Origin of the sequence: Paenibacillus mendelii (assembly GCF_024498075.1) — a bacterium.
Taxonomy (GTDB): Bacteria; Bacillota; Bacilli; order Paenibacillales; family Paenibacillaceae; genus Paenibacillus_Z; species Paenibacillus_Z mendelii.
This window is the reverse complement of the sequence record NZ_JANHOF010000055.1, coordinates 1-1,587: the sequence shown is the minus strand read 5'-3', so window position 1 is coordinate 1,587 and position 1,587 is coordinate 1. Positions and strand designations below refer to the sequence as shown.

Annotated in this window: 2 protein-coding genes; both read right to left on the bottom strand. The window is 39.1% G+C overall.

Annotated elements, in window-relative coordinates; all coding sequences use genetic code 11:
• Positions 1 to 323: 323 nt before the first annotated feature.
• Positions 324 to 647: an immunity protein TriTu family protein gene (locus NNL21_RS35975; protein WP_204822814.1), complete on the bottom strand. Its 324-nt coding sequence runs from the start codon at positions 645 to 647 to the stop codon at positions 324 to 326.
• 146 nt (positions 648 to 793) lie between these two features.
• Positions 794 to 1,354: a class I SAM-dependent methyltransferase gene (locus NNL21_RS35970; protein ID WP_204822813.1), complete on the bottom strand. Its 561-nt coding sequence runs from the start codon at positions 1,352 to 1,354 to the stop codon at positions 794 to 796.
• Positions 1,355 to 1,587: the final 233 nt, after the last annotated feature.

Below are 1,587 nucleotides of genomic sequence, written 5' to 3'. Positions count from 1 at the left end.
AAAGAGGATTACAAAGATTTAGGCAGTCATTACTTTGAACAGCGACAGCAAGAAGCGATTGTTAGACAAGCCGTACGAAAGCTCGAGAATCTTGGTTTTCAAGTCGCTCTTTCTAATTCGGATGCCTCTTAACGTTCCTATGTTTCATAATTCCTAAGAAGCACAGTTTTAAAAACCATTAAAGCTGGGCTTAGCTTCGTGCTGTCTTTTTTGGGTTTGTGCTAAGAGTATTTTTCGGGGTAGCTTAATAAAAACAAGGAACAGCTGCCGCGGCAAAGCTCCTTGTTTCGTTCAACTATCGTTCTTCGTTAGTTGAATAGCTCTTATGGTTTTAATCCTGATTGAAGGACAAAAAAATACTCAGCTAAAATATTGTCAAAATCAGGTTCATCTGGCACCTTCTCAAAATATCTCCACAGAATCATTTCTTCTGTTCTTATATTCAAGACTTCATATTCCATCTGTCCTGACTCCCAAACAATAACTTGACCAAAGCAGTTTTTAGACTCATGTATTATACCAGTGGACGGATCTGGGATTAGACTCTCGTCTAGTGTTTTATACTTTATAAATTCTGTAGTAATAAGTGAATTCTCCAGCTCCCCTTTGCTTTTCTCCACCCAATACTTGAATTTATCACGAACCATCACACATCCCCCCACGAAATGCAGTTGACCTATTTAAACTATCGTTCCCGGTAGCTTAATAAAAAACAGGAGCAGCTGCCACGGCTAACTGCTCCTTGTTTCGTTCAACTATCGTTCTTCGTTAGTTCAGAAATAAGTTGTCCAGTTCAGTTTTCAGGGCTTAGATTGGGTTTCCTTGCATCAATAATGAGCGATACAAAACCTAATTGTCCATCTTTATTTCTGTGATCGAATCGTTTTGAACGGTATATAAAACCTTTTGTCTCATCCCATTCGTTATAATGGAAGTTCCCATTATCATCGCAATATTCAAGCAGTTGAACTTCATAGCCTGCTTCTTCAAACATTGATTGTATTGAAAGAAAGGTATGTACGATCTTATGAGAAGCTGCGGGGTGGTCTTTGGGTCCAGGCCCCCCAACCTTTACGATGTTTTGATACGCCTCATTTGGAAAAAAACCGTCTGGAACAGCACATCGGATATATCCACCGTGTTTTAAGTACTTAAAGCAAATTTTCGCTGCTTGAATACCTTCATCATAAGTAAGGTGTTCCCATACGTGTTCTGCTAAAATAACACCGATTGAATCAAACTCAAATCTATTTTCCCAATCTTCCTGTACCAAGAGACTTAGCTCGCTCTCCTCGGTATGCAACCATCCAGCATTATTTTCGCTTCCACCCGAACCAATTACTACACGTATCATATTCCATCCTCCTTCTTCATTAACTCAATTATGTCATATAGATAGGAATATGGAATGTAATATTGGACTTTAAATATGTAATTTTGTGATATTAAACTAACCTGCCCGAGGGAGCTTAATGAAATAAGGGACAGCTGCCGCGACAAACTGCTCCTTGTTTCGTTCAACTAACGTTCTCCGTCCCTCGTTTTTAGGTCTTTATCTCACATATACTCACTCATTCGCAGGATTTC